The 24,329-nt window shown below is 62.1% G+C and carries 22 protein-coding genes and 2 tRNA genes; 14 read left to right on the forward strand and 10 right to left on the reverse strand.

Annotated features, from left to right (window positions below; all coding sequences use genetic code 11):
- The first annotated feature begins 17 nt into the window (after positions 1 to 17).
- The 10 genes from ACXJJ8_RS09490 (at position 18) to ACXJJ8_RS09535 (ending at position 11,684) form a co-directional block, all read left to right on the forward strand.
- On the forward strand, positions 18 to 1,451 hold the full coding sequence (locus ACXJJ8_RS09490) for an undecaprenyl-phosphate glucose phosphotransferase (protein WP_499029281.1): 1,434 nt from the start codon (positions 18 to 20) through the stop codon (positions 1,449 to 1,451).
- 11 nt (positions 1,452 to 1,462) lie between these two features.
- The gene (locus ACXJJ8_RS09495) at positions 1,463 to 2,734 is read left to right on the forward strand and encodes a glycosyltransferase WbuB (RefSeq protein ID WP_499029283.1); all 1,272 of its coding nucleotides are present in this window, start codon (positions 1,463 to 1,465) and stop codon (positions 2,732 to 2,734) included.
- Complete coding sequence (gene gmd / locus ACXJJ8_RS09500) at positions 2,731 to 3,852, forward strand: GDP-mannose 4,6-dehydratase (RefSeq protein ID WP_499029285.1); 1,122 nt, start codon at positions 2,731 to 2,733, stop codon at positions 3,850 to 3,852. Before ACXJJ8_RS09495 ends, gmd begins: the two co-directional genes overlap by 4 nt.
- A 2-nt stretch (positions 3,853 to 3,854) precedes the next feature.
- The gene (locus tag ACXJJ8_RS09505; RefSeq protein ID WP_499029287.1) at positions 3,855 to 5,273 is read left to right on the forward strand and encodes a hypothetical protein; all 1,419 of its coding nucleotides are present in this window, start codon (positions 3,855 to 3,857) and stop codon (positions 5,271 to 5,273) included.
- A 19-nt stretch (positions 5,274 to 5,292) separates the two neighbouring features.
- Entirely contained in the window at positions 5,293 to 6,612 is a 1,320-nt protein-coding gene (locus ACXJJ8_RS09510; RefSeq protein ID WP_499029289.1) for a hypothetical protein, read from the forward strand.
- The gene (locus ACXJJ8_RS09515) at positions 6,612 to 7,775 is read left to right on the forward strand and encodes a glycosyltransferase (protein WP_499029291.1); all 1,164 of its coding nucleotides are present in this window, start codon (positions 6,612 to 6,614) and stop codon (positions 7,773 to 7,775) included. The genes ACXJJ8_RS09510 and ACXJJ8_RS09515 overlap by 1 nt, the downstream gene beginning before the upstream one ends.
- Positions 7,776 to 7,840: 65 nt before the next feature.
- A complete protein-coding gene (locus ACXJJ8_RS09520) occupies positions 7,841 to 8,320 on the forward strand; it encodes a DapH/DapD/GlmU-related protein (protein ID WP_499029593.1) in 480 nt (159 codons plus the stop codon).
- Positions 8,321 to 8,990: 670 nt separating this feature from the next.
- Complete coding sequence (locus ACXJJ8_RS09525; RefSeq protein ID WP_499029293.1) at positions 8,991 to 9,941, forward strand: glycosyltransferase family 2 protein; 951 nt, start codon at positions 8,991 to 8,993, stop codon at positions 9,939 to 9,941.
- A complete protein-coding gene (locus tag ACXJJ8_RS09530; RefSeq protein ID WP_499029296.1) occupies positions 9,938 to 11,347 on the forward strand; it encodes a mannose-1-phosphate guanylyltransferase/mannose-6-phosphate isomerase in 1,410 nt (469 codons plus the stop codon). Before ACXJJ8_RS09525 ends, ACXJJ8_RS09530 begins: the two co-directional genes overlap by 4 nt.
- A 34-nt stretch (positions 11,348 to 11,381) precedes the next feature.
- A complete protein-coding gene (locus tag ACXJJ8_RS09535) occupies positions 11,382 to 11,684 on the forward strand; it encodes a hypothetical protein (RefSeq protein ID WP_499029299.1) in 303 nt (100 codons plus the stop codon).
- Between the two features lie 21 nt (positions 11,685 to 11,705).
- Here ACXJJ8_RS09535 and fcl read toward each other — a convergent pair whose 3' ends face one another.
- Both fcl and ACXJJ8_RS09545 read right to left on the reverse strand, forming a co-directional pair.
- Positions 11,706 to 12,650, reverse strand: a complete 945-nt coding sequence (fcl, locus tag ACXJJ8_RS09540; protein WP_499029301.1) for a GDP-L-fucose synthase — start codon at positions 12,648 to 12,650, stop codon at positions 11,706 to 11,708.
- Between the two features lie 113 nt (positions 12,651 to 12,763).
- A complete protein-coding gene (locus tag ACXJJ8_RS09545) occupies positions 12,764 to 14,344 on the reverse strand; it encodes an MASE1 domain-containing protein (protein WP_499029303.1) in 1,581 nt (526 codons plus the stop codon).
- Between ACXJJ8_RS09545 and ACXJJ8_RS09550 the strand changes: the two genes are divergently transcribed.
- The 3 genes from ACXJJ8_RS09550 (at position 14,343) to ACXJJ8_RS09560 (ending at position 15,263) form a co-directional block, all read left to right on the forward strand.
- Complete coding sequence (locus ACXJJ8_RS09550) at positions 14,343 to 14,978, forward strand: response regulator (RefSeq protein WP_499029305.1); 636 nt, start codon at positions 14,343 to 14,345, stop codon at positions 14,976 to 14,978. The genes ACXJJ8_RS09545 and ACXJJ8_RS09550 overlap by 2 nt on opposite strands.
- A 106-nt stretch (positions 14,979 to 15,084) precedes the next feature.
- Positions 15,085 to 15,160, forward strand: a tRNA-Ala gene (locus ACXJJ8_RS09555).
- A 27-nt stretch (positions 15,161 to 15,187) separates the two neighbouring features.
- Positions 15,188 to 15,263: transfer RNA gene (locus tag ACXJJ8_RS09560), tRNA-Glu, on the forward strand.
- Positions 15,264 to 15,351: 88 nt separating this feature from the next.
- On the opposite strand, the gene ACXJJ8_RS09565 is transcribed toward ACXJJ8_RS09560, so the two are convergent.
- From ACXJJ8_RS09565 to ACXJJ8_RS09575, 3 genes are all read right to left on the reverse strand, one after another.
- On the reverse strand, positions 15,352 to 15,714 hold the full coding sequence (locus tag ACXJJ8_RS09565; protein ID WP_499029307.1) for a hypothetical protein: 363 nt from the start codon (positions 15,712 to 15,714) through the stop codon (positions 15,352 to 15,354).
- Between the two features lie 297 nt (positions 15,715 to 16,011).
- Entirely contained in the window at positions 16,012 to 16,695 is a 684-nt protein-coding gene (locus tag ACXJJ8_RS09570; RefSeq protein ID WP_499029309.1) for a DUF4145 domain-containing protein, read from the reverse strand.
- 71 nt (positions 16,696 to 16,766) lie between these two features.
- Positions 16,767 to 17,159 carry a hypothetical protein gene (locus ACXJJ8_RS09575; RefSeq protein WP_499029311.1) on the reverse strand — a complete coding sequence of 131 codons (393 nt, stop codon included), beginning with the start codon at positions 17,157 to 17,159 and terminating at the stop codon, positions 16,767 to 16,769.
- A 95-nt stretch (positions 17,160 to 17,254) separates the two neighbouring features.
- On the opposite strand from ACXJJ8_RS09575, the gene ACXJJ8_RS09580 reads away from it, so the two are divergent.
- Positions 17,255 to 17,497 (forward strand): hypothetical protein, encoded by a 243-nt coding sequence (locus tag ACXJJ8_RS09580; protein ID WP_499029314.1) that lies wholly within the window; start codon positions 17,255 to 17,257, stop codon positions 17,495 to 17,497.
- 5 nt (positions 17,498 to 17,502) lie between these two features.
- On the opposite strand, the gene ACXJJ8_RS09585 is transcribed toward ACXJJ8_RS09580, so the two are convergent.
- The 5 genes from ACXJJ8_RS09585 to ACXJJ8_RS09605 form a co-directional block, all read right to left on the reverse strand.
- Positions 17,503 to 17,727: a hypothetical protein gene (locus ACXJJ8_RS09585; RefSeq protein WP_499029316.1), complete on the reverse strand. Its 225-nt coding sequence runs from the start codon at positions 17,725 to 17,727 to the stop codon at positions 17,503 to 17,505.
- Entirely contained in the window at positions 17,724 to 18,353 is a 630-nt protein-coding gene (locus ACXJJ8_RS09590; protein ID WP_499029318.1) for a VC1465 family Xer recombination activation factor, read from the reverse strand. The genes ACXJJ8_RS09585 and ACXJJ8_RS09590 overlap by 4 nt, the downstream gene beginning before the upstream one ends.
- Before the next feature lie 73 nt (positions 18,354 to 18,426).
- Positions 18,427 to 21,456 carry a tyrosinase family protein gene (locus ACXJJ8_RS09595; RefSeq protein ID WP_499029320.1) on the reverse strand — a complete coding sequence of 1,010 codons (3,030 nt, stop codon included), beginning with the start codon at positions 21,454 to 21,456 and terminating at the stop codon, positions 18,427 to 18,429.
- Positions 21,457 to 21,571: 115 nt separating this feature from the next.
- On the reverse strand, positions 21,572 to 21,976 hold the full coding sequence (locus ACXJJ8_RS09600; protein WP_499029322.1) for a DUF4124 domain-containing protein: 405 nt from the start codon (positions 21,974 to 21,976) through the stop codon (positions 21,572 to 21,574).
- 216 nt (positions 21,977 to 22,192) lie between these two features.
- Positions 22,193 to 24,310, reverse strand: coding sequence for a diguanylate cyclase domain-containing protein (locus tag ACXJJ8_RS09605; protein ID WP_499029324.1), 2,118 nt, complete (start codon positions 24,308 to 24,310; stop codon positions 22,193 to 22,195).
- Positions 24,311 to 24,329: the final 19 nt, after the last annotated feature.

Consider the following 24,329-nt stretch of genomic DNA (forward strand, 5'->3'; position numbering starts at 1 on the left):
CACCACAGGGGAAAGCAATGTTGTTCGCACCGATGCCGCAGGAGTTGCGGCAAACCACGTACAAGCCCGGCAAGTACGCCGCGCTGCTCGGCTGGAGCCTGCGCTTCGCAGACCTGGCGACGATCGGCGGCGCCGGCGCCGTCGCGTGGTGGGTGCGCTTCGGCAACCTCGACGTCTCGATGATTTACATGCGGCACGTCGCTATGGCCGTGTTCCTCGCCTTGCCCGTGCTGAGCCTGTCGAAGCTGTATCGCAGTTGGCGCGGGCAGGGCCTGTTCGCCGAGCTGCCCTCGATGGCCGGCGCGTTCGGCCTGATCTTCGGACTCACGATCCTCTATGCGGTGGCGATGAAGCTGCCGGTGAATCTCTCGCGCCTGTGGTGGATGTTGTGGTTCGGCCTGACGCTCGCGGGTGGCGCGACCACGCGCGTGATTGCGCGCCGCCTTGCGTCGGTGGTGCGCGAGCGGGGGATGGATTTGCGGACGGCGGTGATGGTGGGCGGTGGCGCGGATGCGCGCCGTATCGTCGAAGCGCTGGGTCGTCAGAAGGGTGCCGGTATCCGCGTCCTCGGCTGGTTCGACGTACCCGGGCTGGGGGGCAACCTGCAGGAAGCGCCACGCCTCGGCGACCTTGCCCAATTGACCGACTTCGTCGAACGCCACCATGTCGACCAGGCATGGATCACGCTGCCGATGAGCGCAGAGCGTGACATCGCGCGCATCCTCGATGCGCTCGCGTATTCGACGGCCGACATCAAGTTCGTGCCCGACCTGCTGGGACTTCGGCTGCTCAACCACTCGGTCGAGCAAGTTGCCGGCCTGCCGGTGATCAACCTGCGCGCGAGCCCGCTCGATGGCGATGCGCGCCTGCTCAAGGCCGTCGAGGACCGCGTGCTCGCGGCGCTGATCCTGTTGTTGATCGCACCGCTGATGGCGGCCATTGCGATCGGCGTGAAGCTGAGCTCGCGCGGCCCGATCCTGTTCCGCCAACGCCGACACGGCCTCGACGGCAAGATCATCGACGTGTGGAAATTCCGCAGCATGCGCGTGCACGAGGAAGCGCACGGGCAGGTGACGCAGGCGACGAAGCACGACGCGCGCGTGACCAGGTTCGGTGCGTTCCTGCGGCGCACGAGCCTCGATGAGCTGCCGCAGTTCTTCAATGTGCTGCAAGGCACGATGTCGATCGTGGGGCCGCGGCCGCATGCAGTTGCGCACAATCACCATTACAAGAACCAGGTGCAGCTTTACATGCAACGGCACCGGGTGAAGCCCGGGATCACCGGATGGGCGCAGGTTAATGGGCTGCGCGGCGAGACCGATACGCTCGACAAGATGTCGAATCGGGTGGAGCACGATTTGTTCTACATGCAGAACTGGTCGGTTTGGTTGGACTTGCGGATCGTTGCGATGACGGTCGTGGGTGGATTCCTCGGCAGGAACGCGTACTGAGGTATCGGCAAGTGCAGTCCACGAAAATAAAAGCCCGCATCCTCGTCGCGGGCATCAACTATGCCCCCGAGTGCATCGGCACGGGCAAGTACACCAGCGAGTTCTGCGAGTGGCTTGCCGCGCGGGGGCACGACGTGCGTGTCGTGACCGCACCGCCTTATTACCCGGAATGGAAGGTGGCGCCGGAACACCGGGCGCGTTGGTTTCGACGCGAACGAAAGAACGACGTGGATGTGATTCGCTGCCCGACGTGGGTGCCGCGCAAGCCGCGCGGCATCACGCGCATGGTGCACCTCGCGTCCTTCGCTGCGTCGTCCGTGGCGGCCTTGCTCTGCTCGATGTCCTGGCGCCCCGACCTCGTGGTCAACGTGGCGCCGACACTGGCGAGTGCCCCGGGCGCATGGGCCGTCGCGCGACTTGGTGGCGCCAAGTGCTGGCTGCATGTCCAGGATTTCGAAGTGGATGCGGCCATGGACATGGGGATCGTGGATGCTGGGCCGCTGCGCCGAATGGCATTGGCGATCGAGCGTGCGCTGCTGCGCCGCTTCGACGTGGTATCGACGATTTCCCCGAAGATGATCGAGCGCCTTGCGACGAAAGGGGTCGAAACGCATCGTCGTGCGTCGTTCCCCAACTGGGTCGACATCGACGCGATTCGTCCGCTCACCACGCCGAGCGCCTATCGCGCGGAACTCGGAATTCCCGAGCGCGCGGTCGTGGCGCTTTATTCCGGCAACATGGGCCTCAAGCAAGGACTCGAACTGCTGGGGACAGTGGCCCGTCGCCTCGCGGACGAACCGCAGTTGTATTTCGTCTTCGGCGGAGAAGGCCCGGCCCGCGCCGAACTCGAAGCCGCGTGCACCGGACTGCCCAACATTCGCTTCGTCGGCCTGCAGCCGACCGAACGCATGCAGGACTGGCTTGGGCTCGCCGATATCCACTTGCTGCCGCAACGCGCAGACGTTGCTGACCTCGTCATGCCGTCCAAGCTGACCGGCATGCTGGCCAGCGGACGACCCGTTCTTGCAACCGCGCTTCCCGACACGGGCGTTGCACATGCAATCGCCGGATGCGGCATCGCAACGGCGCCCGGCGATCCCGACGCATTTACTGCGGCGCTGCGACACCTGTCCTCCGACGCCAGCCTGCGGCACGACCTAGGCGAAGCGGCACGCGCCCGCGCCGAACACGACCTTGCACGCGACGCGATTCTGCTACGCGTCGAAGCGCGGATCCTCGCGTTACTCCCCGATCGATTTTCAGAAGAAGTTGCCTCCGCATGACCAAGCGCGCCCTCATCACCGGCATCACGGGCCAGGATGGCTCGTACCTGGCCGAACTCCTGCTCGAGAAGGGCTACGAAGTGCACGGCATCAAGCGCCGCGCCTCGTCGTTCAACACCGAGCGCGTCGATCACCTGTACCAGGATCCGCACGAGACCGGGCGCAAGTTCCACCTGCACTACGGCGACCTGACCGACACCAGCAACCTGACGCGCATCGTCGCGGAAGTGCAGCCCGACGAGATCTACAACCTCGGCGCGCAGAGCCACGTGGCGGTGAGCTTCGAGATGGCGGAATACACGGCCGACGTCGACGGCCTCGGCGCACTGCGCCTGCTTGAAGCGATGCGCTTCCTCAAACTCGGCGACAAGTGCCGCTACTACCAGGCGAGCACGAGCGAGCTGTACGGCCTCGTGCAGGAAACGCCGCAAACCGAAAAGACCCCGTTCTACCCGCGCAGCCCCTACGGCGTGGCGAAGCTCTACGCCTACTGGATCACCGTGAATTACCGCGAGGCGTACGGCATGTACGCCTGCAACGGCATCCTGTTCAATCACGAGAGTCCGCGCCGCGGCGAAACCTTCGTGACGCGCAAGATCACGCGTGGCCTGGCGAACATCGCCGTCGGCCTCGAAGACTGCCTGTACATGGGCAACCTCGACGCGCTGCGCGACTGGGGTCACGCCAAAGACTACGTGCGGATGCAGTGGATGATGCTGCAGCAGGAAGTCGCAAAGGACTACGTGATCGCGACCGGCGTGCAGTACAGCGTGCGGCAGTTCGTGGACATGGCTGCGAAGGAACTGGGGGTCACGCTGGCGTTCGAAGGGGATGGGGTTGAGGAGCGCGGGGTCGTGCTGAAGGTTGAAGGGGACAAGGCGCCCGCGGTGAAGGCGGGGGATGTAATTGTGCGAGTCGACCCACGGTATTTTAGGCCTGCAGAGGTGGAGACATTATTGGGAGATCCGACGAAGGCGGGTTCCGACCTTGGATGGGTTCCACACATCACGCTTGAGTCGATGGTGAAGGAGATGGTCGCAACTGATCTGCGGGATGCAACGCGTTACAGGCTGCTCAAAACCCATGGATTCTCCGTGCACACGCCTGTAAACGCTTAACAATGTCATCGAGTCTGCTCGCCACCTCGAACCGCGCCCGCCGAATCATGGCTGGTGTAGGTGCAAATGGGCTGACTCAAGCCAGTCAGCTAATTATGAGACTTGCAGAGGTTCCGCTACTGCTCATGCTTTGGGGGCCAAATCGTTACGGAGAGTGGCTACTGATCGCTGCACTGCCAGCAGCACTGTCCTTTGGCGACATAGGAATTACAAAGACCGCCAAACGCGAAATGGCGATTCGAGCTGGCAAGGGCGACGAAGCCGGAATCGCATCGACATTTCAGAACTCATGGYTTTTGCTAATTAGCTTCTCGGCGATTCTACTGTCACTGCTTATTTTGGTGCTCCCGGAATTGCCTATCGCGCGGTGGCTTGTCCTTAGGACGATTGATGGGCCTGGGCTGAATCTGGCGCTGACGGCTCTAGCTGCACAGGTCCTGGTCTATTTCCAATGTGGCTTGCTGCAAGGCGCATTCACTAGTCGTGGTCGTTACGCTCTCGGCGAGATGCTTGTTGCGATTAGCGCAGTTCTCTCTTTTGGCGGAACAGTAAGCGGAGCGGCTGGAAGTGGCAGCATTGTGGGTGCAGCGCTGGGAGCATTGGCGGGACAAGTTATCGGTTATTTGGTGATGCTATTCACGTACATGCGAAAAATACCAACACCAAGGTACGGCGTTTCGAACTGGAATCTCCGCGACATCAAGGCCCTTTTCTCGCCGTCCGTCGCTAGCCTCGCGTTCCCCATATCAGATGCGCTGAATATTCAGGGGGTGCGAATCATCGTTGGGCTTGCGCTGGGTCCTGTAGCCCTCGCTGCGTTCTCGACAACGAGGACGCTGTGCCGACTTGCTCTGCAGCCGGCACTGGCGGTGGCACGCACCATCGAGCCGGAGCTCTCGCTAGCCTACGGCGCTGGCGAGAAATCTGAAGCCCGGGCACTCTTTATTGGCGCGAGCCACGGCAGCTTCTGGCTTTCCCTGCTACTTGCCATCGCCATCGGCGCGTTTGCACCACTCATATATCGACTGTGGGTAGGCGACGCGTTGCAATTGGACGTTATTGCCTTAGGGCTCTTGCTGATTGCATCAGTATTGAACGTGCTGTGGAACGTCTCGTTGGTCGTCCCATGCTCGCTAAACAAGCATCTGACCCTTGCCACGCCGTTCGTTGGCATCTACGGCTTTGGCTCCATTCTGTTGGTGTTTGGACTACTCAAAATGCACCCGGGCGCACCTGGTGCCGCGCTGGGAATCGTCCTTGCGGACGGCTTTGCATTGGCGGTCGTCCTTGGAGCTGCCCTTCAGATTGCGAACGTGCGCTGCACAGATTGGGTTCGTGGCGTCACCCGATCGCCACTCATCGCGGTGAAACAGATCGCTCAAAACATCTTTGCAGATCGGGCGTCGAGGCACGCAAGATGACATCGGAAATGCTAGGTCGATGATCGCTGACTGGACACTTTTTCTCTTCGTTCTCCTCCTGTCTTGTACAGGGGGGGTATCCGTACTGCTGCACCGGAGATTCGACGCGGTAGGTGGGGTTGTGCTGGGCTATTCATACTTTATCGGTGGCCCGGTACTACAGCTTTTGCTTTTTGGGCAAATCGACGATTTTGATCTCGCGATTGATCCAGTACGGTTGGGTTCGTCGTTACCGCTGGCGACTTACCTACTTCTGACTGCAGGTGTGACGCTTTGCTTCTTGAAGTTCCCGAGGAATGACAAGATTGGAGGCCTTGCCGGCTCATTCGACGCTCCCGCCCAGTTATCCGTTTACGTGACGCTGCATTTAGTTGCCTATGGGGCTCTTGCGGTGACTCTCTTTCTCATGTCCGGGAAAATGCGTGGCGGCCACTGGATGGAAGCAAACAATGAAATGTATGCAAGTGGTTTTCTACCAACTATTGTCGGCAACTTTTACAATGTTCTGAGGGTAACGCTACCAGGGGTGGTGGCGTTCGCATTCTTACGCAAAGTCCGATCGTTTCGGTCCTCGATTTCGACCTTGATCGTGTTTGCCGTATTCGAAGTAATCGTTTCTTCTAATCGAATCGTCTTGCTGTTCACCCTGATGGCAATAGCGTTGATTCTATGGACGCACAACAAGAAGCTCCTGATCATCCTGGTAGTCCTTGCTCCAATCGTTGCTCAGTTCAATGCAGTGTTTCCCGCCGTTCGCGGGTTGATGTGGTCGCAAGGGCTAAGTTATGCGCAGACCAGCGATAGTTTTCGAGTTGCAATAGATTCCGCGAAAGAGCCGATGCCGGAGCGCGGCAGCAAACTCGTCGGCTCCGCCTTCGAATCTGCAAATATTATGGTGCTCCAGTACGTAATGGATACGTACGGGCGCTCCAAGCCGTTGCTACACGGCGAGACAATGCTCATCAAGCCCGCCACGCTGTTTTTGCCTAAGTCGATCTTCCCGGCCAAACCCGAGGGCTTTAATACGCGAGTCGGCTTTGATATCACTGGCAACAATATTCTTGCGCTAAATACAACACTGGCCGGCGAGGCTTTCGGCAACTTCGGGTGGCTCGGCCCAGCCTTCTTCGGCTTGGTTGCGGTGCTGTTCTTTACGGCATCCCGTCTGCTCGGGGGGAGACTCGTCGAATATCAACTATTCTTCGTGGCATTTGCAGCATGGAGATTCGAATTTGCGTTCCTCGCGATTGGAGTCTTCGTATTGTTTTGGTTCTATGTGCTCTCAGCGTCATGCGTAAAGTCGATGGTGAGGCTGCAATCCGCCAAGGTGTGCCCTTGATGGAAGCGCTCCCTAAGTCTCAATTGGCGATCTTCTATCACTTCTACCCGCATTACAGGGCGGGGGTGATCGAGGCGATACTCAACGATCGACGCTGGGAGGTCACATTTTATGGCGACGCGAAGGGAATTGACGGAATCAATGAATATGACTTTCGCGGCTCGCCAAACTTCCGACGAATCAAGACGACATGGCTTGGGAAGTTCGTTATCCAGCCAGGTTTAGTCCGCGCGTGTGCTTTTGATGAATTTGAGTGCGCAGTTTTCTTGGCGGACCCAAATCATCTAACCACTTGGGTCGGCGCGCTTATTTGTAGGCTTCGTAGCAGACGCGTCGTTTTTTGGGGGCATGGTTTCAGAAACTCGCGAGTGTCACTAAAGAACCGCGTTCGACGCGCTTTTTTCGGGCTTGCCCATGGATTTTTTAGTTACGGCTACCGCGCCAAAACGGCCGCAATTGAGATGGGGTTCGATGCGTGCGACGTCCACGTCGGCTTCAACTCTCTGAATTATCGGTCGCAACGTGCGATGAGAGACTTGTGCGCTGGCGGCAATGCCAGCGGCACAAGCGCCGGCCTGCAGGTACTTTGCATTTCCAGGCTCACCACTTCGTGCAGGTACGAAATTCTCTTCCATGCCGTTGCTGAAATAAAGCGGCGAGGCCGTGTTCCACCATCGGTGACAGTTATTGGGGATGGCCCAGAGAAGCAGAGATTAATGTCGCTCGCTTGCACACTTGGCGTGGACGCTAATTTCTTAGGAGGCATCTACGATGAGACGGTTATTGCGCAAAAAATCTACAACGCCGACGTCACCGTGTCACCAGGCAAGGTTGGACTTACGGCGATGCACAGTCTTATGTATGGAACTCCAGTAATTAGCCACGACAGTCACGAATCGCAGATGCCTGAAGTTGAAGCGATAGTCTCGGGATACACGGGCGAGCTTTTTGTCGAAGGGAGTGTTGAGGATTTGGTGGATAAGTTGCTTGCTCTTGAGGCCCGATATCCAAATCGAAACCTTACTAGGGAGCGGTGTTACAAGATGATCGACGAAGTCTATAACCCGCAAATGCAAGTCGAGATCCTCTATCGGGCAGCTACCGGGTTGCCGGCCACGCGTGGCGACGAGGCGTTTCGATTGTTTGAAAGGGATGAGAAGTGAGCTTGCGGCGGCTGTTGAGGAAATTCAGGCGCTTGTACTGGCAAAAGCGGCTTCGACTGAGGCATGTGCATCCCACATTTCTTGCTGGTGGCGCTTCGGCGATTTGCCGCGATTTCAACGCCGGTGCGTACAGCTACGTCGGTCCCGGATGCGAGATCGGCCCAGGTGTTTCAATCGGTGCGTACACCATGCTGGGGCCCGGTGTGCGCATAGTTGGAAATGATCACGTATTCGAGAGTTCCGGAATCCCGGTGATCTTTAGTGGGCGACCTCCGTTTAAGAGGACTGTGCTTGGCGCAGATGTGTGGGTCGGCGCCGGAGTCATTGTTATTTCTGGGATAAGAATTGGGCACGGAGCCGTCGTTGCTGCAGGGTCAGTAGTTACCAAGGACGTTGATGCTCTTTGCGTCGTCGGTGGAGTGCCAGCTCGACACATTCGAAGGCGCTTTCGGACCGAGGCGGAAGATGCTGCACATTTAGAATTTCTCTCGAGGCCTCCCGTAGAGCAAGAGTACTGCTCCCCCTTGGTCGAAGGTGATGGGTAGCAGCATTACGCGCGCGACTTAGCGACAAGTATCAACGTCAATTCCGAATAGCGGTGAACGGATGAGCATTCTTAGCGCTGAGCAATCAAAGCCTATTCAAGGTGGGCCGAGTTACACCGTTAGGCATCGCCTTTACCGGTTTGGCTGGTCGTTGGCGTGGTTGGTACTTGCGGCCTGGACCCCTCCGCCATTACATCGATGGAGAGTTTTGGTGCTGCGATGCTTTGGCGCAACTGTGCATTCGACGGCGCATGTATACGGGTCTGCGCGCGTTTGGTATCCGCCGTTCTTGCGAATGGATGAACACTCTTGCTTAGGGCCAAGGGTAAATTGCTACTCGATGGCACCTGTTTGGCTTAAGCAGGGCGCGATAGTTAGTCAGGGATCGCACCTCTGCGCGGGGATGCACGACATTGGCGATCCCGCGTTCCAGTTGATTGCGAGGCCAATCGTGCTCGGCGAAAGGTGTTGGGTTGCGGCAGAAGCATTTGTGGGACCTGGCGTAACCCTTGGCGAGGGCGCTGTTCTCGGCGCTCGCGGAGTGTTGTTCAAAGACGCTGAGCCGTTCGGCGTCTATGTAGGCAACCCTGCTGTTCTCACGAGGATGCGAATACGGGTCAGCGAAGCTGAGACGTAAGAACGAAATATTGAGTTATGAATTGGTGAACTGATGAAGCGGGATCTCGCGGTAATAATTCTTGCACATAACGAGGCCTTGCATATTGAGCGATGCCTCCGTGCGATAGACGGTTTGGCGACGGAAGTATTCGTAGTCGATTCGGGATCGATCGACGGGACAGACCGCATTGCTGCCTCCCTGGGCGCGCATGTGCTGTCACACCCTTTCTTGAACTATGCCGCTCAGTTCCAATGGGCGCTGGAGAACGCTCCGATCACCTGCAAATGGGTGATGCGCTTGGACGCGGACGAGATCATTGAATCGAACCTGCGGGCGGAGATCGAAACGCAGCTGGAGACTCTGCCGTCAGATGTCGTAGGCGTTAATCTTCTTCGCAAACACGTATTCATGGGGCGGTGGGTTAAACACGGTGGTCGCTATCCGCTTCGTCTGCTTCGAATTTGGCGTCGCGGCCACGGTCGGATAGAGAACCGTTGGATGGACGAGCATATGGTGGTGTGGGGAGGTCGTGTCGTCACCTTTAAAGGAGGGTTCGCGGACGAAAACCTCAATGACCTCACTTACTTCACTGAAAAACACAACAAGTACGCCACGCGCGAAGCAATTGATGTGTTGAATCAAAAGCTGGAGCTGTTCCCCAGAGACAATGCATTGACTCGCGGAAGCGCATCTCTTCAAGCATCCATTAAACGATGGGGAAAGGAGCGCATCTACAACAGGTTGCCCTTTACTTTGAGCGCCATGTTGTATTTCCTCTGGAGATATGTCTTCCAGTTTGGGTTCCTCGATGGTCGTTCAGGGCTCGTCTATCATTTTCTTCAGGGATATTGGTACCGGTTCCTGGTAGGCGCGAAGTTGATGGAATTTGAGAATGCCATTCGTCACTTGTCAACGAAGCAAGACGTCATAAACGAGCTCTCTCGATTAACTGGTCACAATCTGGCAGGTTCGTCGACGAGCGAGGATCGGGCGGCCCTATGATCCCCATCATCCTCTCCGGCGGCACCGGCAGCCGCCTCTGGCCGCTCTCCCGCGAGGCCTACCCCAAGCAATTCCTCCCGCTCGCCGGATCCGACACGATGCTCCAGTCGACCTGGCACCGTGTCGCACCGCTGACGACATCGCCTCCGATCATCGTCACCAACGAAGATCATCGCTTCATGGTCGCCGAACAGCTGCGCGAAGCGGGCTGCACGCCCGCCGCGATCGTGCTCGAACCAGTAGGGCGCAACACCGCGCCTGCGATTGCGGTCGCGGCGTTGCAGGCGATGTCCGGCGGCGACGATCCGTTATTGCTTGTGTTGCCTTCGGATCACGTGATTGCCGACCCAACTGCTTTCCGAACGGCGGTGTTGCGTGCCGAATCGGCCGCGCGGAAGGGCAGGCTGGTCACGTTCGGCATCGTGCCGACAGGGCCAGAAACGGGTTACGGGTACATCCGCGCGAAGTCCGACATGGGCGCGGGTGACGGCGTGCGCGATGTCGCCGAATTCGTCGAGAAGCCCGATGCCGCCACGGCGGCCGGCTACGTCGCTTCGGGCGATTACTTCTGGAACAGCGGTATGTTCCTGTTCCGCGCGTCGGTGTATCTCGCCGAACTCGAGCGGCAATCGCCGGCGATGCTCGTCGCATGTCGCGCGGCGCTGTCGAAGGCGGCGGTCGACGCGGACTTCGTGCGCCTGGACAAGGTGTCCTTCTCCGAATGCCCGTCGGATTCCATCGACTACGCGGTCATGGAGAAGACGTCGCTGGCGTCGGTTCTGCCAATCTCCGTCGGCTGGAACGACGTCGGCAGTTGGTCGGCGCTATGGGACATCGCAGAGCAGGACGGCAATGGCAACGCGCATCATGGCGACGTCATCGCGAAGAACTGCCGCGGCACGCTGGCTTGGGGCGATGGCCGCCTCGTTGCGATGCTCGGGTTGCAGGATGTCGTCGTCGTCGATACGGCTGATGCGGTGCTAGTCGCCCACAAGGATCACGTGCAGGACGTCAAGTCCATCGTCGCCGAGCTCAAGGCGAAGGGCCGTCCGGAGCCGACATGGCACCGCAAGGTGTATCGCCCCTGGGGCAGTTACGACTCCATCGATCTCGGCGAACGGTTCCAGGTCAAGCGCATCACGGTGAAGCCCGGTGCGCAGTTGAGCCTGCAGATGCACCACCATCGCGCGGAACACTGGATCGTCGTCAGCGGCACCGGGCGCATCACGCGCGGTGAGGAGACATTGATCCTCTCGGAAAACCAGAGCACGTACATTCCGCTTGGCGTCAAGCATCGCCTGGAGAATCCGGGCCGCATGCCGCTGGAACTGATCGAGGTGCAGTCCGGCAGTTATCTCGGCGAGGATGACATCGTGCGCTTCGAGGATGCCTACGGGCGGGGTTGATGGCGTGTTGATGGACAGTCGGTGGGGGAGGGGAGTGGGCATCGCGTGCGTCGCGGTGCTCTCCTGGTTCTATTGCCGGCCGGGGCATCTTTCCGCCGGAGACGCACCAGCATTGGATGCACTGGCGCACTGCGGCGTGTTCGCCGCGATCGGGTACTGGTACGCGCGCGCAATCAGTGCACGCCTTTCGTTCTTATTGCCGCTCGTAGCGTTGGCTGTCGCGCTGGAATGGCTGCAGTGGTGGCGGGGCGATTACGCGCGCGTCGAGTGGGCCGACATCGCCTGGAATGTCGGCGGCGTTCTGCTGGGGTGGGCATTGGCCCGCGCGCGCAAGTAGCAGCGCACCCGAGCGGGCCGTTCAAACCTGGCGCAGCGAGCCTTGGTGCTCGAGGAACCACCGATACGTCGAGGCGATCCCTTCGCGCAGCGGGGTTTTCGCCTTCCACCCAAGCCGTGAAAGACGACCGACATCGAGCAACTTGCGCGGCGTCCCATCCGGCTTGGTGGTGTCGTTGACGATCGCGCCTACGTAGCCTGTGATCTCCTTGACCAACTCGGCGAGCTCGCGAATCGAGATGTCTTCGCCCACACCGATGTTGACGATGTCTTCGCCTTCATAGGTCTTCGCCAGGTGCACCACGGCATCAGCGAGATCGTCGACATGCAGGAACTCGCGACGCGGCGTCCCGGTGCCCCACATCACGACCTCGGCATCGCCGCGATGCTTCGCATCATGGAATTTGCGGATAAGCGCGGGGAGCACATGCGAGTTCTGCAGATCGAAATTGTCGCCCGGGCCATACAGGTTCGTCGGCATGAGGCTGATCGCGTTGAAGCCGTACTGGCGCCGGTAGGCCTGGCACAACTTGATGCCGGCGATCTTGGCGACCGCGTACCACTCGTTGGTGGGTTCAAGTGCGCCCGTCAGCAGGTAGTCCTCGCGAATCGGCTGGGGTGCGAGCTTCGGGTAGATACAGGATGAGCCCAGGAACACGAGCTTTTTCGCACCGTGGCGATACGCGGCGTCGATGACGTTGTCCTGGATCTGCAGGTTCTCGAGCAGGAACTCCGCGGGGTAGGCGTTGTTGGCATGGATACCGCCGACTTTCGCTGCAGCCAGGAACACGATGTCCGGTTTCTCGGCCGCGAAGAACGCTTCGACTGCGTCGCGATCGCGCAAGTCCACCTGGTCGCGGCCAGCGAGCAGCAACTGATTGAAGCCCTCAGCCTGGAGACGGCGCACGATGGCGCTGCCCACGAGGCCGCGGTGGCCGGCGACGAAGATGCGGTCTTGGGAATGCATGGACGACTGCGAATCGGAAACGAACACGCATGATACCGGCGCTTCGCGTGCGTTCCCGCCCCGCTATGCGGCCACGATGCCCGAAAAGTTCTTACTGCGGCATCGCTGGCCGCTCATCCCGGTATTCGCACATGCATCAAATGCCGCGGATGCCCATTCTCCGGCCGGAACACATGCTCCGCGCCGATCGCATCGGCGCGGTCGCTGATGTTCTGCAAACCCAGCCCCTCGCCGTTGGCCGGCACCTCGAAGGCGCCGCCTTCGTCGTCGATGCGCAAGGTCAGGTCCCGGCCGCCGTCATGCGGCTCGACGGTCAGCGTGATCGACACGCGGCCGCCGCAGCCGTGGCGGACGCAGTTGGTCGTCACTTCCTGGCAGATGCGGTAGATCGCGGTGGCGATGTCCTGGGGCAGGGCGTCGGCGTCGCCGTCGATGCGGCATTCGTAAGCGATCCCATGGTCGCGCGCCAATTCGCGCATCGGTCCTTCGGAGAGCGCACGCTCCAGGCCGAAGCGATCCAGCGCGAGCGGGTGCAAGGACTGGATCGCCCCGCGCAGGTGTTCGTGCGCGTCGGCGACGAGTTCGCTGAGTGAGCGGAGGCCTTGCCGGATGTCGCGCTCCTCGTGCGCCCGCTCGACGATGCGCAGGCGGGTGGCGATCGCAGTCATGTCCTGGCCGAGTTGATCGTGCAGTTCGGCGCCGATGCGTTTGCGCTCGTCTTCCTGCTTGGACACCAGGCGATTGGCGGCATCCGAAAGTGCGCGCGTGCGCGAGGACAGCATGTCGATCGTCGAGGTCAACGCGCGGCCCTGCAGGCGGAGCGATTCGCCGGACACGCCGATCATCAGCGCGGCGAAGCCCGCGGCCGAGGTCAACAACTGCAGTTGCATCGAGGGCCCTACGCCCACGAACCCGGGCCCCAGGCGATACACGGCGACGCTGAGCAGCGCGAGGGAGATGGCGGCCGTGCGCCAACCGTAGCGGAATGAAAGCCACAGCAGCGGAAACAACGCGATCATCAGCGGGTACAGATCGGCGTTGTGGATGGGCAACCAGGAAAGCCCCAGGGCGACCAGGGCCGGCATCACCACCAGGCCATCGGCGAGCACGTAGCGCCAGGGCTCGCGACGCGGCCCGAATTGCGCGAGTGCCGTGCGCACCAGCGGAGCGATCATCAGGATGCCGGTGAAGTCCCCGATCGCGAAGCTGATGACCATCTGCGGAGGGAGTTGCGGCACGCCGTCGTCGGCGATGTTGATCAGCACGAGCATGACGCCGCTGGCGACCGCGGCGGCGAGCCCGCACAGCAGGAAGCGCATCATCGAATCGGGGGAGGGGACCAATCCCGCTGGCCGCGCAAACGTGTAAACGATGGCGGCATACACGCACCACGGCGTGAACGATGCCAGCAGCATGGCGAGCGGATCCTGGAACGTCCCGCGCGCGATGGCGAGGAGCACGATCGCGATGACCTCCCCGACGAGCGTCACCCACCAATGGCGCCGCGGCAGGAGCCACAGGACCGAGAGCCTGAGGCCTGCGGGCAGGAACCAGTGCAGGCTCGATATCGAGTAAAGCAGGACGTAAGCCGCCAGGTAGGCGGGCGCGATGAGCCAATGGACTCGACGCGCACCGTCCCGGCGCGTTTCAATGCGGGTACCCCGCGCACGTTCCTGCCTACCGGACCCCACCATGCCACCCCTTCGCATTGCCTTGGTCGACGACCATCCCATCGTAAGGGCTGGCTTCCGGCAATTGCTGGAAATGGAACCCGGATGGGAGGTGACCGCGGAGCTCGGCAGCGCGCGCGAGGTGGCGGCCTGGCTCCTCACCGCGAACTGCGACGTGCTGGTGATGGATCTCTCGCTGCCCGACGGCGACGGCCTCGTGCTGATTCGCCATGTACTTGCGCAGCGGCCCAAGCTTTCGATTGTCGTGCTCAGCATGCACGACGGTGCGTTGTACGTTCAGGACGCGATGGCGGCGGGCGCGAGGGGTTATGTCACCAAGCGGGCGGCGCCCGACGAACTCGTGGACGCCATCCGCGCCGCCGGCCGCGGCGAGCGTTACCTGGGCAAGGACGTGCGCGCGCACGACGCCGAGGACGGCAACGAAAACGCATTGCTGCCGGAATTGACCGCGCGCGAAGCGCAAGTCTTCCTGCTGGTGGCGCGCGGGCATTCGGTGTCGCGCGTCGCGGCGACGATGGGCATCAGCAACAAGACGGCGTACGCGCATCGCGCGAACATCTACGCGAAACTCGACGTGCAATCGGATTACCAATTGCGCCAACTGGCCAGGCGACGCGGCCTGGTCGTGCCCACCTGAATCGCGGGTCGGGGATGCCGAAATTCGTCCGCGCGACGTGAAGAAAATCGCCAAAAAGTGTTGACGCTTCCGGAGACCGCCCCTAAACTTGCCGGCTTCCAGCAGTGGGGCCATAGCTCAGCTGGGAGAGCGCCTGCATGGCATGCAGGAGGTCGCCGGTTCGATCCCGGCTGGCTCCACCAATAAAATCAAAGCTGCAAACCGCTACTGTCCCCATCGTCTAGAGGCCTAGGACATTACCCTTTCACGGTAGCGACCGGGGTTCGAATCCCCGTGGGGACGCCAAACAAACAAGAAGGGCTGCCGAAAGGCGGCCCTTCTTGTTTTGGGCGATGAAAGTGGTGAGCAATACGCCGCTGCAATTGCACCTTGCTCAACGAAACGCGGCAAGGAGCAACACCACGAATCCGAGCACCGCAGCTGTCGCATGCCCGAGGAGCAACCACGCCGGAATCAGCACGCGATTCCATTTGTACTTCAGGCTCATCACGACGCCGCCGAGCGCGGCCAGCAGGAACAATACGAGGGCGACGGTGCCCATCGACGTTCCGGGGGCCGCTCGATCGGTGCAGATCGCATACGCGAGCAACGTCAGGCCGGAGGCTGCGAGCAAACCGTGGAGCATCGCGATCGCCGCGGGCGGATTGACGCGGCGTGCGAATCGGATGCCGGCCATCAGTAATCCGCCCAACGCCGCGATGCCGAAAAGAACGGCCGAAGTTTGCAGCATGTGCATGGCGAGCCTCCCTGGCATCGGTTGCGATCCACAGACTAGGCGCGGTCCGCAGACTGGGGTGTGAGGCTGGCTGGAGGAGGCACGGCCATTGGTGCCGGGCTGCTGGGCTCGGAAACGCCGCCCAGCAAGTGCAGACGCGTCCGTAGCCTGATCGAGAAGCTACGTAAGATGCATTATGCGAAGTTTCGTACCCACGATATGGCCCTCCTACGGGCTTCCAGCTTCCCCGACCTACCCCCGAAAGGCAAATTCTGCCTTTCGGGGTCCAAAAAAAAGCTGACGCGACACCAAGTCAGCTCACTGACTCTTGGCCGCTTCCTTTGCTTTTGCCAGTGCAACGATGCCCTCAAGATGCTGCTGCCGTTCGTGACGAGCGATGTACCAATCCTTCAGCAGAATCTCGATCAAGCCGATCAACAACTGAGCCTCCTCAGGCTCAACGTCGATTACGAGATTGATGTCCCGCTCCATGTGGGCGCCGATGTTTCCAATGTTTCGAACGGCATCAATGGCGTCCCACGTCGATTGATCGATGTTGCCCTTCAGTGCATTGATTTCGTCGACCAGGCGCGCCTTCGAAATACCCCAGTAGTCGCGGATGATTCCTTGCAGGCACCTGCGCGAAAGAGTTGCAGATGCCTTGGGACTCAGGTCACGAATAGCGCACGCCTCCTCGTAGTCCTCCCGAATCGGGGCAGGAACGTACGAAGGAAATGCCTTCGCGCTAGATTGGGGCCTCAGCTGCCAACTAAGCAGTTTTCCTACGAAGCGGTCGGTTTGAGCGTCGATTTTGTGCAGAGACGCCTTAATCGAGTACTCGCGGCACTCCGGCACTGGGCACGTAGTCGATTCAACGAGAACACCGAGGCGCACCTCCTCCTTGTTTTGGTCGTAGAAGGTGACCGTGCCCGAGGTGTAGTTCGATGACGTGATCGTCGTCGCCCGACCGCAATACGGGCACGTCCATGGAAAGGTCTTCATGAATGGCTGACCACCCTTTGATCTGACGCAAGACTACGGAAGCTGGTTCTGGGGAACAAGGCGGTGTCCGATTAGCTGGGCGTCTCTACAAAGCGGTCAGCAGGAACAAAGGCGGCCACCGCAAGGCTGCGCCCTGCACCCGGTTCGACCTGATCCTCGGGCGCGTCCTGTTCTTCGACCTCGGTCCACGGACGTTCGCTCAGATGACCAGTCTCCAACGCCATCACGCGCAGACGCTCGGCGACTTGGAACGTGAGGGCTTCGTAGAAGTCACGGGCGTCGCCCCACGGATCGCCATCCACGATCCAACGCCGGCCATCCGGCGGGACCATCTTCCGGGTCGCGGCCAGATACGCCTTCATGGCCAACGCGAGGAACGAGTCGCCGTCGATGAAGATGGTCGACGCGAGAGTCGGATAACGGTGCGCCTGGGCGGCTGCCCACGTTTCAACATGGCGTGTCATTGAGTGGCACCTCGTCCTGGTATGGGTTCCGTCGAAATTTCACGACAGGTTGTTAGGCTTGCCCCACCCGGGACACCGGGCATGGGAGAGAGACCATGCAAGAAGCCGACCTGACCGACCTCCGCGCCGAAGTCGTGTTTTTGCGCCACGTTCTGGCGGAGTTCCTCAACAGAAAAGGCGGCACAAGTAGCGACATCGATCAACTGGTGCGAGCTGCGATGAAGGACGCCGCGCAGGGTGGCGGCATCTTCGACACGAGCAACATTCACCTCAGCTCTCCTCTGGGCGGCAGCCCGCTGGATAAAGCGCGAGACCGTTTCCGAAAGCTGCTGAAGTAGACAGCTCATCGCGCACCCCCTTTTGGAGGTTGCTCGGCATCAAGCATCGCGGCGCTCCTGAGCCACGCAGCAAGCAGGCGCACGTCGGGATCGGTGGGTTCGGCGTCGAATGGTTCGAGTCCTTCCCACTGGCGCGAACGAAAGAGGAGCAAGGCGTTGATCGTCCGCGCCAGCGGCAGACATTCGTCGGCCGTGAGCGCTTCGATCGCGCGTTTGCGGGGCCCCATCATGCGGCGACCCCCTTTTGGCCCGTGTTACTCCCCGGGCCAATCGCCAACACCGCCTCTACCCTTTTCACCGGGTTCCACCGGGGAAAAGCCCCATCCGACGAGTGTTCCACGACGCCGACTGTCCCAACGGCGGGCCACCGGCGCAGTTGCATGTGCGGAAATGCGGACGCGCTGAGCGCAACGTGCGGGGCGCGGGCATCGCTGCGCTTACGCGCAGCGAAGGCCGCGCCCTCGCCCACCAGCTCCAGCTTCCTGCGCGTTTCCGTAAACGCCTCTGCGCGCCGGACGAGCAGCGAGAGCCACGTCAGGTCGTGCGGTTCGAAGGCGTGGTTCTCAGGCGTCACCAGTCGGCCGCCGATGATTGAATAACCCTCCCAACGGGGATCGATCAGATCCCCGTGTCGGAAGACGCGCAGCAGCCGGAACGCAGCCCACGCGGGACGCGCCTTCCCAGTCTCCCAATGGCCGATGGTGCGCAGGCTGACGCCGAGAAACTCGGCTGCCTGCTCCCGGGAAAAGCCCGATTTCTTGCGTTCTGTCGCGAACTGCTCGGGCGTGACAATGGGCGTTTTACGCGGGAATTTCCCGTGTTTTCCGGCTCGCGCCGGGTGACGCCTTGGATGCATTATGCGAAGTCTCGTAGATGGGCATGGGCGGGTTCTCTGTTCGGTCCCCGCCCATCCTGGAGGCCCCTGGCCCTCACTTCGCGCTTCGATGTGGCCCCACGTGGATGTGCGTACTCGCGTCGCCGACTTCGCCGCCATCGTCGGTCACGCGCACGGTCACGATGCGGTGTTCGGTTTCCGGCACCTGCACCGTCACTTCGAACGGCGGCGCCTTGCGGGCGCCCACAGGGACGAACTTCGCCTCGAACAGGTCGCTGTCGGCCAGGAAGAATTGCACGTCGCGGATCTGGCCATCGGGGTCCCGGGCATCGGCCGTCAGGATCACGGTGCCCGGCGCATCACCGGCGCGGGCCTGCAGCGTCACGACGGGCGGCAAGTTCTCCACGCCCAGGACCAGGCGGTCTTCGGACGCCGTCAGGCCTTCGCTGTCTTCGGCGACGACGCGCAGGCGTTGCGGGCCGACCGCGGGCGTCCATTCGAACGTGGAGGCGCCCGCCTCCGCCTGCACGGGCTTGTCGTCGACGAAGAGCGTTACCTTGCGGATCTCGCCGTTCGGATCGACGGCATCTACGTTCAACTGCATCGGTTGGCCCGCGTGCACGAGCACATCGTCCAGTGCCATGCGCACGCTCGGGGGTTCGGTGGTGTCGGCGCGGTTCGCCACGAGTGCTGCGTCGAAGACCAGGGTGTCCCGTGCATCGTCCTGATACCGATGCACTTCGACCGCCAGTACGTTCTCGCCGGCGCGCAACACCTCCGGCGACATTCGCACGGGGAAATACGCGAGTTCGGCCGCTCCCGTGATCGGCTTCAGGACTTGCTTGTCGAAGTTCACGCGGTGCACTTCGCGGCCGTTGAGGTAGACAACGGCGCCGTCGACTGCGCGCAGGCGCAAGGTCAGGTCGCGCAAGGCCTGCGGGTCGCGCACGTCGAAGTGTTTGCGGAAGTAGGCAGTCTGCGTTCCAGGTGCCACGCCCGACATTGCCTCGAGTTGCGGCGCGAATCCCAACGGCGCCGGCGCCTCCTGCCAGTGCGTATCGTCGAACTCCGGCGCGCTCCAATCCGGCGGCGGCTGGTCGAAGGTCTGGAGTCGCCACGCGCTGCGCTCCCGCACCAGGTTCAGTTGCGAGACGTCGAGCGCAAACCGCACGCCGCCGACGACCACGGGCACCTTGCAATCCGTTCGCTGTTGCACGACATCGAACAGCAGCGGCTCCTTCATCGGTTTGTAATCGCCACGCAGTTGGAACACGAGGTGGAGCGGGAATCGCTCTCCAGGTTTCAACGAGACGTGCCTGAGCGCCTCATCGGATCCACGAAGCGGCATGAAGACGGTGTCCTTCGGCAGGTGGGCCATCCCCTGCCGTTGTTTCGCAAGTGCCCTCCCCCGCACCCCCTGCCCGCCGATGCGGCTGAACAATTCCGCCGGCATGCCGACTTCGACCGTTTCAACGGATTGCCCGAGCTGCGCGTAGCGCTGCGGCACTTCGCGGAATTGCAGCGCCATCGTCGTTGGTGCATCGGTGTCGTTCCCGACCGACATCGACATCGCCGCCATCGTGCCGCTGAAACTGTCGAGGACCTGGATGTTCCGCCAGGCGAGGTTGTTGCCGTTGCGCACGTTGGTCGTGACATTGGTCCCTTCGGCGGTGCTGATGGGCGTGATGCGACCCAGCAACGCGAAACCGTTCACGTCGCCGAGGCAGGCATAGTTGCCCGGTTTCGGCGGATACCACGGGACTTCGAGGATCACTGCCTGGCCCGGCGCCAGCACGGGAATCGTGAGGGGCGCGGCGTCGTAGATCGGCGGAGACAACACCGAACGATCGAAGCTGGACTTGGTCACGATGAAACCGCCTGCCGAGGTCCACGGGTCGATCGGCGCGCCGGACGGCACCACGCCGCTCCACGGGCGCAAACCATTCACCAGCACCGCACTCGTCGCCGAGGAACCGTAAGCGGTGCCCGCTTCGGCGCGTGACGTGTTCGCCCGTTGCCAGCGCGCCCATTGTTCGTCGACCTTGCCGTGCAGCAGGAAGAAAAACGGATCGCGGGTCGCCGACGCAACGACGGCCATCGACCCGCCCGTGCCGCCGATATAGCCGTGGTTCGCGTCGTGGTTGGGCGTCTGTTCGATGTTCACGCTGAAGTTTTCCGCGGCGTTGGTGCCACGGTAGTTGTTCCAACCCAACTGCGTTGCATCCGACTGCGTGGCGGGCATGCCCGTTCGCAGGTTGCGCACCACGCTCGCGCTTTCCGCGGCAATCGGATCCAGCGCCGGCGTCAGCGGCGCGCCCATCCCGGTGCCGCCCGTACCGCGACCGGAGTTGCCCATGAACGTGGAGGTGTAGAGATTTGTTCCGCCGGTGCTGTTGGTCGGATCCGTCGTCCATTGCCAATACATCAATTTGACGCGCGGGTCGGCCTCTTGCAGCAGGAGTTCGAGGCGGTTGAGGAACTCGCGGTGCCACGGCAGGAAACCCGGGTTGTGGTGCTCCGGCGCGCGCACGTGGACTTGCTGTTGCTTCGTCCAGTAGTCGTAGCCGGTGAGCAGTGCGAATGCCGGCGTCGTGGCGACTGCGATGTACGCATCGCGCAGGCGTTGGCGTTGCGCGGCCGTGGCGGTTGCGGCGTTGACGCGCGGCTTGGTGATCTCCGCGCCCATGAGCCGGCTCGCGCCGCAAACGGTCGGGTAAGAATCCACCCAGCTGGCCGGCCACGCCGGGCTTGCCGACGCTTTCGCCCAATACAGATGCATTTGCTCGGTGCCGGCCGACGAAGACGTGCCGAGATTGCGCACGCGCACGTAGACGTAGTTCGGCAAGGCGAAGCGCGGGTTGCGATATTCGGGGTTCTGGTGCGCCGCTGGGGTCCACGATGGCGACGCGGGATTGAACGGCGTCGGCCGATAGTTCGGATCGGGGCTGTTGCGCACCCAGATGTCTTCGGAGATCCACATCGGCCCGGCATCGGGATTGGGTTGCACGCCGGTGTCGGCGGGCGTGTCGCGAATGTACAGATCCGCCTGGGCGATCGCCGCATTCGCGGCGCAACACGCGAGCGCGGCGACGACGCACTGCTTCAACCTGAAGAGCTTGCGCATGACGATCTCCTCCGCGCCCCTGCAATGAGGAAGGACGCAATCAATCGCCCGAATGGGTCACGCCGGTCGATGGATGCGACGGGAGCCGCATTCATCGGGGCCGACGCCCTCGCGCTCATAGGCCCTTGCACGCCGCCTGCACCTTGTCTCCCAAGGTTCGCAACTGTTCGAAGGTGCGTTCCAGGCCTGCTCCATCGAGTATGCGTTGCTCTTCGGCGCGAGCCGCTGCGCACGCCTGTCGTTGTCGATTGCGCTTGTCGCCTTTCCCGGGTTTTGCGCCACCACGATCGATTTTCGGTGCTTGCGCCTTGGCGCCTTTCGCGGACTTGGATTTCACGACACGCTCCTGCGCATGCGGCGCCTCCGGCACCGCGATGGTTTTCGTCAACCGACTGCCGGCTTCGCACGGCGTGTCCTGGTACGACACGGCGCCATCGGCGGCCACGCATCGCAACAACTCCGTGGCGCAGGCAAGGGCCGGCGCCATCGACAGCACGAAGGACAACGCGAACCGTTGCATGTCGGCATCCTTGCCTTTCCGCCCGGCGACGGGCCGGGCTTCCTTGAATCGCAACATCGATGACGGCGACGCACGTTGCCGGAGTCGTCGTGGCTCCGAGGGGCCTTCGCAGCGGGCGCCGCCGCCATCGAAGTCCAGATTGCCGTTTCGGCGGCGCGGAATCTGTCAGGGAACTCCGCAACGCAATGTCAGAACCCTGCTTTTTTTTCCAGGGCATCAGTCTTCGATCACCCGCCAGGTGTTGCGCCCGGCCGACTTCGCTTCGTACAGGGCCTTGTCGGCCAGCGCGAGCAATGTATTCGCCGACGCCGCCTGCGCGACAAATGCGATGCCGATGCTCGTGCCCATCTGCAATTGCAGACCCTCGAACACCACGGGCGCGCGCACCACGGCCAGGAGCTTCTGCGCGATCACTTCGGCCACTTGCGGCGTGCGCGCATCCTCGATGAGCACGGCGAACTCGTCGCCACCCAGGCGCGCCACCGCGTCCACGTCGCGCACGCACGTGGACAACCGCTCGGCGAAGGCCTGCAGGACCGCATCGCCGGCGAGGTGCCCGTGCGTATCGTTGATCGCCTTGAACCTGTCGAGGTCCAGCGCCATCAGCACCAGCGGCGAACCCTGCCGCCGCGATCGTGCGATCGCCTGCGCCAGTCGCTCGTCGAACTGGCGCCGATTGCCCAGCCCGGTCAACGCATCCACGCGCGCCAACTTCGCCAAGGCCTGCTCAGCCTCTTTCAGGGGCGTGATATCGAACGTCAGCGCGTAGAACCCGCGATGCGTTCCATCCGGCGCGAGATCCGGCACGAAATGCGACTGCAGGTACCGGCCGCCGGACGACGCACTCGGATCGCGCTCGAACCGCTGCTCCTGCCCTTCCAGCGCACGATGGATGTAGGGCGCCCATTCCAGGTAGGCCGTTTCCCCGCGTGCCTCGCGAATCGTGCGCCCGAGCAGTTCGTCGGGCTTGCGGCCGAACAAGCGCTCGTAATACGCATTGATGAAGGTGTAACGCTCCTCCGCGTCGATGTGCACGATCAGGGCCGGCATGTTGTCGGCCACCGCGCGCAGGCGCGATTGGCTTTCATCCAGCGCCGCCAACGCCTGCATCCGCTTGCTGATGTCGCGCGCGGAGGCGACCAGCTCCCAGGGCGCATCGGGGTCGCCGCTTTCCACGCGCGTCGCCGCGACTTCGACCCATCGCTCCAGCCCATCCTTGTGCAGGATGCGGAAGGTCACCGGCTCCGAAATGCCGGTGGCCGCGATCCGCTGGAATGCCGCGGAAGCCTCCGGAATATCGTCCGGATTCACCAGGTCCCAGCGCGCCCGCAGGAATTCCTCCGGTTCGTAACCCAGCACGTGGCGGATGGCGGGCGACACATACGACGGCGCGCCTTCGGCCGACATGCGCACGACCAGGTCGCGGCTGTGATCGGCCAGCGTGCGATAGCGCACCGCCAGCCGGCGACGCTCCGACAACACGGTCGCCACCGGCAACGCGAGCAGGCAGGTCGCCGCAACGAACAATTGCAGCAGCAAGGTCCGCTGCAGCAACGAAGGCGAGGCCACCAGTGCGAACGGCCCCGTACCCAGCGCGGTGGCAATGCCGCTCAAGGTCGCGATGACCACCGTCGCACCCACCACGCCCGCGAACCCGTGCCGGAACACCACCAGCAGCAACGGCACGAAGACCAGGAACAGCAGCGGAAATCGTTCCTGCGTGAACACGATCGCGCAGACGGCGAGCAACGCGCCCATGCACAGCCCGTAGTCGAGGTGGCGTCCACGCCGCCCGAGGATCCAGCGCCCTTCCCTGCGCGCCACGACCATCAAGGTCGCCACGATCACCATGCCGATGACGTGCGCGCAGTACCAGGTGAGGAAGGCGCCGCCGAACGATGTGCCACCGTTCAACGCGTTGACGAGGGCGCCGATCAACGCGGACAGTGCGCACGCCAGCAGCGTCGATGCGGTGGCCGTGAACGCCAGCGTCAACAGTTGCGCGGGGTCGGTGATGTCCGGCACGCGGCGTCGAATGGCGCCGGCCACGCAGGCGATCTCGACGAGGTTCGCGAACGAATTGCCGAACGACATGCCCAACGCGTCGCCATGGACCAGGCGCGCCGCGATCTCGCCGACCCACCCCGCCGCGATCCAACACGGCCATTGCCGCGTCGGCTTGAACAGCAGCACGCCGACGACGATGCCGTTGGCGATCCACGCCGACGAGACACTGCCGGCCACGCGCGTGAGGTCGATCGCGATCCACGCGAAGACCGCCGTTGCGATCGCGAGCAGCAACAGGCGGCCCGGAACCCCAGGCCACCGTGGCATGCGTGTGGTCGGGCTCACC

Source organism: Lysobacter sp. P5_C4 (genome assembly GCF_054049695.1).

Bases quoted from the DNA above. Each gene is read 5' to 3' on its own strand.
- ACXJJ8_RS09595 (WP_499029320.1), bottom strand. From the start codon at position 21,456: ATGCGCAAGCTCTTCAGGTTGAAGCAGTGCGTCGTCGCCGCGCTCGCG.
- ACXJJ8_RS09530 (WP_499029296.1), top strand. From the start codon at position 9,938: ATGATCCCCATCATCCTCTCCGGCGGCACCGGCAGCCGCCTCTGGCCG.
- ACXJJ8_RS09565 (WP_499029307.1), bottom strand. From the start codon at position 15,714: ATGCACATGCTGCAAACTTCGGCCGTTCTTTTCGGCATCGCGGCGTTG.
- fcl (WP_499029301.1), bottom strand. From the start codon at position 12,650: ATGCATTCCCAAGACCGCATCTTCGTCGCCGGCCACCGCGGCCTCGTG.
- gmd (WP_499029285.1), top strand. From the start codon at position 2,731: ATGACCAAGCGCGCCCTCATCACCGGCATCACGGGCCAGGATGGCTCG.
- ACXJJ8_RS09525 (WP_499029293.1), top strand. From the start codon at position 8,991: ATGAAGCGGGATCTCGCGGTAATAATTCTTGCACATAACGAGGCCTTG.
- ACXJJ8_RS09580 (WP_499029314.1), top strand. From the start codon at position 17,255: ATGCAAGAAGCCGACCTGACCGACCTCCGCGCCGAAGTCGTGTTTTTG.
- ACXJJ8_RS09570 (WP_499029309.1), bottom strand. From the start codon at position 16,695: ATGAAGACCTTTCCATGGACGTGCCCGTATTGCGGTCGGGCGACGACG.
- ACXJJ8_RS09600 (WP_499029322.1), bottom strand. From the start codon at position 21,976: ATGCAACGGTTCGCGTTGTCCTTCGTGCTGTCGATGGCGCCGGCCCTT.
- ACXJJ8_RS09510 (WP_499029289.1), top strand. From the start codon at position 5,293: ATGATCGCTGACTGGACACTTTTTCTCTTCGTTCTCCTCCTGTCTTGT.
- ACXJJ8_RS09590 (WP_499029318.1), bottom strand. From the start codon at position 18,353: ATGCATCCAAGGCGTCACCCGGCGCGAGCCGGAAAACACGGGAAATTC.
- ACXJJ8_RS09515 (WP_499029291.1), top strand. From the start codon at position 6,612: ATGGAAGCGCTCCCTAAGTCTCAATTGGCGATCTTCTATCACTTCTAC.
- ACXJJ8_RS09490 (WP_499029281.1), top strand. From the start codon at position 18: ATGTTGTTCGCACCGATGCCGCAGGAGTTGCGGCAAACCACGTACAAG.
- ACXJJ8_RS09575 (WP_499029311.1), bottom strand. From the start codon at position 17,159: ATGACACGCCATGTTGAAACGTGGGCAGCCGCCCAGGCGCACCGTTAT.
- ACXJJ8_RS09605 (WP_499029324.1), bottom strand. From the start codon at position 24,310: ATGCCACGGTGGCCTGGGGTTCCGGGCCGCCTGTTGCTGCTCGCGATC.
- ACXJJ8_RS09545 (WP_499029303.1), bottom strand. From the start codon at position 14,344: ATGGTGGGGTCCGGTAGGCAGGAACGTGCGCGGGGTACCCGCATTGAA.
- ACXJJ8_RS09550 (WP_499029305.1), top strand. From the start codon at position 14,343: ATGCCACCCCTTCGCATTGCCTTGGTCGACGACCATCCCATCGTAAGG.
- ACXJJ8_RS09585 (WP_499029316.1), bottom strand. From the start codon at position 17,727: ATGATGGGGCCCCGCAAACGCGCGATCGAAGCGCTCACGGCCGACGAA.